3 protein-coding genes and 2 pseudogenes are annotated in these 5,701 nt (G+C 64.8%); all 5 read right to left on the bottom strand.

The annotated features are described in order from the left end of the window. Window positions 1–1,243 (bottom strand): DEAD/DEAH box helicase (locus Q427_RS13260; protein ID WP_051496361.1); only part of this gene is annotated, 1,243 nt, incomplete at its 3' end. A 221-nt stretch (window positions 1,244–1,464) separates the two neighbouring features. Beyond that, entirely contained in the window at window positions 1,465–1,935 is a 471-nt protein-coding gene (locus tag Q427_RS13255) for a helix-hairpin-helix domain-containing protein (RefSeq protein ID WP_043514601.1), read from the bottom strand. A gap of 226 nt (window positions 1,936–2,161) precedes the next feature. Further along, window positions 2,162–2,746: a PqiC family protein gene (locus Q427_RS13250; protein ID WP_043514599.1), complete on the bottom strand. Its 585-nt coding sequence runs from the start codon at window positions 2,744–2,746 to the stop codon at window positions 2,162–2,164. A 55-nt stretch (window positions 2,747–2,801) separates the two neighbouring features. Beyond that, window positions 2,802–4,474, bottom strand: a pseudogene (gene pqiB, locus Q427_RS13245) (intermembrane transport protein PqiB). After that, window positions 4,471–5,701, bottom strand: a pseudogene (locus tag Q427_RS13240) (PqiA/YebS family transporter subunit); the annotation flags it as partial. The pseudogenes pqiB and Q427_RS13240, both read right to left, overlap by 4 nt.

Genomic DNA, 5,701 nt, shown 5'->3' with positions numbered 1-5,701 from the left:
CGGCACCGCGGCTACCGCTGTTGTTACCGCCGTTACCGCGCTGCCCCTGACCGCCAGAGCGGCCACCGCGTCCGCCGCGACCATTCTCGATGGGCTCGGGCTTGGCGTTGGGGTCGGGCTCGAAGCCGGGCTCGATATGCTTGGTCAGGTCGCGCTTGATCAGCCGCTCGATGCCCTTCAGCAGGCCATGCTCGTCGACGCACACCAGCGAGACGGCCTGACCGTCGCTGCCGGCTCGGCCGGTGCGGCCGATACGGTGCACGTAGTCCTCTGCCACGTTGGGCAGTTCAAAATTGACCACGTGGGGCAGTTCGTTGATATCCAGGCCGCGCGCCGCGATGTCGGTCGCCACCAATACCTGCAGGTCCCCGGTCTTGAAGGCGGCCAGGGCCTTGGTGCGGGCCGACTGGCTCTTGTTGCCGTGGATCGCCATGGCAGGGATGTCCTGCTTGGAAAGCTGCTCGGCCAGCCGGTTGGCGCCATGCTTGGTGCGGGTGAAGACCAGCACCTGGTTCCAGCTGTGACGGGTGATCAGGTGGGCCAGCAGCTCACGCTTCTTCTCCCGATCGACGCGATAGATCGACTGGTCGACGGTCTCGGCGGTGGTGTTGCGCCGCGCCACCTCGATCATGGCCGGGTTGTCGAGCAGCTTTCCGGCCAGCGCCTGGATCTCGTTGGAGAAAGTGGCCGAGAACAGCAGGTTCTGGCGCTTCTCGGGCAGCACGCGCAGGATCTTCTTGATGTCGTGGATGAAGCCCATGTCCAGCATGCGATCGGCTTCGTCCAGCACCAGGATCTCGACGTGGGAGAGGTCCACGTGCTTCTGCTGGTGCAGGTCGAGCAGGCGGCCGGGCGTGGCGATCAGCACGTCCAGGCCGGGGCGGATGGCATCCACCTGGGGTTGCTGGCCTACGCCGCCGAAGATCACGTGGGAGCGCAGGGTCAGGTGGCGACCGTAGTCGGCCACGCTTTCGCCCACCTGGGCTGCCAGCTCGCGGGTCGGCGTCAGGATCAGTGCGCGAATCTGGCGCTTGCCGGGCCGGGGGCCTTCCGCCAGACGCTGCAGCATCGGCAGGGTGAAGCCGGCTGTCTTGCCGGTTCCGGTCTGGGCGCTGGCCAGCAGGTCGCCACCATTGAGAACGGCAGGAATCGCCTGGCGCTGAATGGGGGTCGGAATCGTGTAGCCCTGTGCCTCGACAGCACGGAGCAGTTCGGCACGCAGGCCGAGTTCGGAAAAGGTCATGCGGTCTCCGCAGATACGCCTCCGCCGTGCCATGTGCGTATTGCACATGACCAGTCCCGGGCCAAGGCGTGTAAAATTCGGTTCAGGGCGCGGCAGGAGGGACTACAGGTTGCCGCGAGGGCGCATTATGCCACAGCATTGGCAGATGCGCAGCTTGTTCCGTCGCCACTGCGTTGTTTTCTCGACAGATGGCTTGTCGGCACGACCTTCTCCGCCGCTGGTCACGGGAGGTTCTGCTTGATACGAGCCCGGGTCGCGGCGTTGAGCCCTTCGACCTGATCGAGCGCTTCCGGCTTCAGTGCCTTCAGCTGCTCGAGGTCGCAGATCCCGTGAACGAAGAGGGCTCTCGCGCTGACGGGACCGATGCCGTCGAGCAGGGTGAGCCGCTGGGCGAAACGGTCTATAAAGGCTTGCTGCATCTCTTGATCAAGATGGTCACAGGCGCCGCTGCGATAGCGCTCCCCGGCCAGGCGGATCATGCCCCGTTCGAGGCGCCCCAGCATCGGCAGCGCGATATCCGGGTGCTGTCGCAGCTGCTCCTGCAGTTCGGCCAACGCCTGGCTGGCCGCCAGCAGTGGGGCCGATGCCGTGGCCGGCTCGCTGTCCATCGCAGCCATCAGGTTCGATTCGAGCTTACGTGCCTTTGCCTGCAACGCCAGCACCTCGTCCTGCGAAAGGGTGGTTTCACTCATTATACTGTCCCTGTTGGATCCTGCGCTCGGCAGTACGCTACTAGGAGCCTATCGGACTTAACGCTGATCTACTGCGAGATCCGGTCTTTCGGCCAATTTCATTCGATCTGATTCGTTAAATAGCGGGCTATTCGCCTCACCAGATCGATAAACTTGTCTCGAAATCCAAATCTCTCGCGACGATCGGTCAAATCCGACAGACTCCTAGCGTAGCGCACTCGTCGCCTCATCGGTGGCGTCTTATGGTTTCGGCGATCTCATCGGCCACCTGGTCCCAGCTCCTTCCCAGGGCCCTGACCAGGGCGGGGTAGCCGTCGTCGTCGAGCTCCGTCTCGGCGCGGAAGTTCTCCATGGCGACCAGGGCCCCGTCCGCTGCCAGCAGTTGCCACTGGCCGCTGGCTACTGCCAGGCCGTCGTGGCGGCCCTGAAAGCGGTCGACCTCGAGGCGCAGGAACAGCGCATCCGGCTCCCGGTGGCCGCCATCGTCGCGCAGGACGCGGGTGTCGCCCAGGCGCTCGCCAAGTCGCGCCCGCATGCCTCGCTCGAGCTGGCGTCCCAGCGGCTCGGCCCAGAGGTGCTGGCGTGCCGCATTCAGGCTGATGTCGTCGAGCTGCAGCACGATGCCGTCCACGTCCAGGTAGTGGGCCAGGCGCGGGGCACGTACCAACAGCACATGTTCAGCACCGCTCCCGCCGGTGGGGGCGGCCTGGCTGTCGGGCAGCATGAAGCGATTGGCCGGCGTTGTGCTGGTGGCGCAGCCGCTCAGGCCGAGCAGCAGTGCCAGAACGATAACGGCAGGCAATATCCTCATGCATGGCTCCGTTGCGCAATTCTGGAGGTCACGAAATACATGTCAGGCTTCCTGTTCAGTTGCGTCTCGGTGCGCGGGGTTGTGGATCGTCGGTATCCAGGCTGTCGAACAGCAGCGCGCGTGGATTCTCGTTGAGCGTCCGGGTGACCGGCTGGAGGTCTCGCATCAGGCGCTCGAGCCGCTCGGCGGCGCCGGTCAACTCGCGATAGGCATTGGAGTCCGGCGAAATGCCATCCAGCGTCTCCTGCAGGGCCACGAGGGTTGCGTTGAGGTTGCTCGGCAAGCTGCGGGTGCCGGGATCGTCGAGCAGGGACTGTAAGGAAGAGCTCAGCTCGCGAACTTCGCTGAGCATGGCCTCCGACGCGGTCAGGTTGCGATCCATTCCGGTGAGCAGCGGCTCGATATCCAGATTGTTGAGCTTGGTCAGCAGGCTGGTCACCTGGGATTCGATCTGGCAAAACCGGCCGAAGTGATCGGGAAGACGGTTCGGTCGCTGAAGGTTTCCGCCACATAGTTGTCAGCCTCGTCCCGGTGGAAGTTGATATCCACGAACATCGCCCCTGTGAGCAGGTTGCCCGACTTGAGAGAGGCGCGCAGGCCATTATCGAAGAGGCGCCGGAATCGCTGCTCCCACTCTTCGAGATCCACCGCCTGATTCTCGACCCCCAGCCGCTGGGGCTCGATGCGGATGAGCACCGGGATCGAGAAGCTGTCACGGTTTTCCGGCTGTGAAGCGGTAAACTGCCACGGTACAGCCGCCACCGTGCCGATGCGTACCCCGCGAAACTCCACCGGAGCTCCTCGGGACAGGCCGCGAACGGTGTCCTCCACCAGTAGCACATACTCCAGATAGCGGTTGAAGGTGCCCTGGCGAGCGCTGTCCTCATCGGGGTAGAGGTTGAAGGTGGTATCGTCCGCCACCGGGTTGCCGCGAGGCAGGTCCTCCGGGACACCGAAGGTCACCCCGCCTCCCAGCAGCGCCTCCAGGGACTCGACGTTGACCCGGATGCCGTCGGCGTCCAGCCGCAGGTCGATGCCGCTGGCTGACCAGAATCGCGTGGTGTCGGTGACCAGCCGGTCATAAGGGCTCTCGATGAAGATGCGCTGGTCCATGCGACGGGCGTCCGCATCGAAGACGACTTCCTCCACGCGACCTACGGTATAACCCTGGAAGGTGACAGGGTCGCCGGGGCGTAGCGAGTTGCCCAGTTGGCTGATCAGGTTGACGCGAACGCCGGCGGCATCTGCCGGGGCCACCGGGGGCTGGTCACTCACCTCGAACTGCCTGACGCCTGGCTCGCCCCTGCCGGGCTGCAGTTGGATGAAAGCGCCGGAAAGCACAGTGCCCAGGCCGCTGATGCCTTCCCGGCCGATGCGCGGCTTGACCACCCAGAAGCGACTGCCCTCGGTCAGCATGGCCTCCGAGTCCGGTGCCATGCGTGCGGAGATCACGGTATGGGTCAGGTCGTCGGAAAGCTGTACCCGTTCCACGCGCCCCACCTCAACGTTGCGGGTCTTGATCAGTGTACTGCCGGCCTCGATGCCTTCGGCGGTGGACATGGTCAGCGTGATCAGCGGTCCGCGACTCCGGTAGTTGTCGTACACCAGCCATAGGCCGATCACGATGGCAACGATGGGCACGATCCAGATTGGTGACAGCCGTGCCTGCGGTGAAGGCCTGGCACGGTGCATGTCCCGGGTATCGGGTTCGCGGGAGGGCTCGCTCATTGGGAGATTCCTTGCGGGTCGCGGGTCTCACGCGACGGCGGCGTGTCCCAGATCAGGCGTGGGTCGAAGGTCATGGCGGCCAGCATGGTCAATACCACAACGCTGCCAAAGGCCAGGGCGGCGGGCCCCGGGGTGATGGACATCAGCGACCCGGCGCGAATCAGGCGACCAGAATGGCCACCACGAAGACGTCGACCATGGACCAGCGACCGATGAATTCGGTGAGGCGATAGAGCCGCGTTCGAGTGCCTGCATTGAGCTCGTCGCTGCGCTTGACCACCAGGCAGAGCCATATCAGTGCCACCAGCTTGCCCACCGGTACGATTACACTGGCGGTGAAGATCACGGCGGCGATCGGCCAGGAGCCCATCTGGATCAACTCCACGACACCGCCAATGATGGTGGATGGCGTGGAGTGTCCCAGGCTGGTGGTGGTCATGATCGGATAGAGATTGGCCGGCAGGTACATCACCGTGGCGGCCGCCAGCAGAGCCCAGGTTCGCTGCAGGCTATGCGGCATGCGGGCGTGCAGTCGCTCATCACAGCGTCGACAGTGGGTTTTTCCCTGTGGTGAGAGCCGGTTGACCAGGCCGCAGGTGGGGCAGCCGGTCAAGCCCTGGGAGGATGCGGTGCGGCCCGACTGGGCTCCCTCCGGGGCCAGGGGCTCACCGCTGAGAGAGAACCACATCCAGTCCGAGTCGAGGGACTGGGTGGTAGACAGCAGCAGAATGGCGAAAGCACAGAAAGCCCAGAAGGAGACGCCGAGTTCGATCTGGGCCATGCCGGCGATCTTGATCAGGCTGACCAGGCGCCGATGATGAAGACGTCCGCCATCATCCAGGGGTGCAGGTGGGAGAGCGACCGGGCGATACTCCGGCTGGCCGCCAGCGGTTCGCCACGCAGCAGCCCGAACTGCAGCCAGATCACCCCCAGCAGGTAGACGGCGGGCAGGACCAGGATGGTCATGATCACGGCGATCGCCACAAGGGGCTGATGGAAGCCGATCAGTGTCGTGGCGGTCTGGGAGAGTTCGATATTGTTGCCGATGCCGCCCACGCTGAAGCTGACGAACGGAAAGGAGGCCGCCAGCATCAGCGCAATGAGCGCCGATACGGCCAGGGCCATGCTGCGCTGGGCCGGCCGATGGTGTCGCGTGGCCAGCGTGTGCCCACACCGTGGACAGCCGGCCTTCTGACCGCCACGCAGGGGCGGCAGTGCCACCAGCCA

It is taken from the genome of Halomonas sp. BC04, from assembly GCF_000568385.1.
This window is presented reverse-complemented; position numbering and strand designations above follow the sequence as displayed.

Excerpts from the sequence above, each read along its gene's own strand:
- Q427_RS13255 (WP_043514601.1), bottom strand. The coding sequence starts at position 1,935 with ATGAGTGAAACCACCCTTTCGCAGGACGAGGTGCTGGCGTTGCAGGCA.
- Q427_RS13250 (WP_043514599.1), bottom strand. The coding sequence starts at position 2,746 with ATGAGGATATTGCCTGCCGTTATCGTTCTGGCACTGCTGCTCGGCCTG.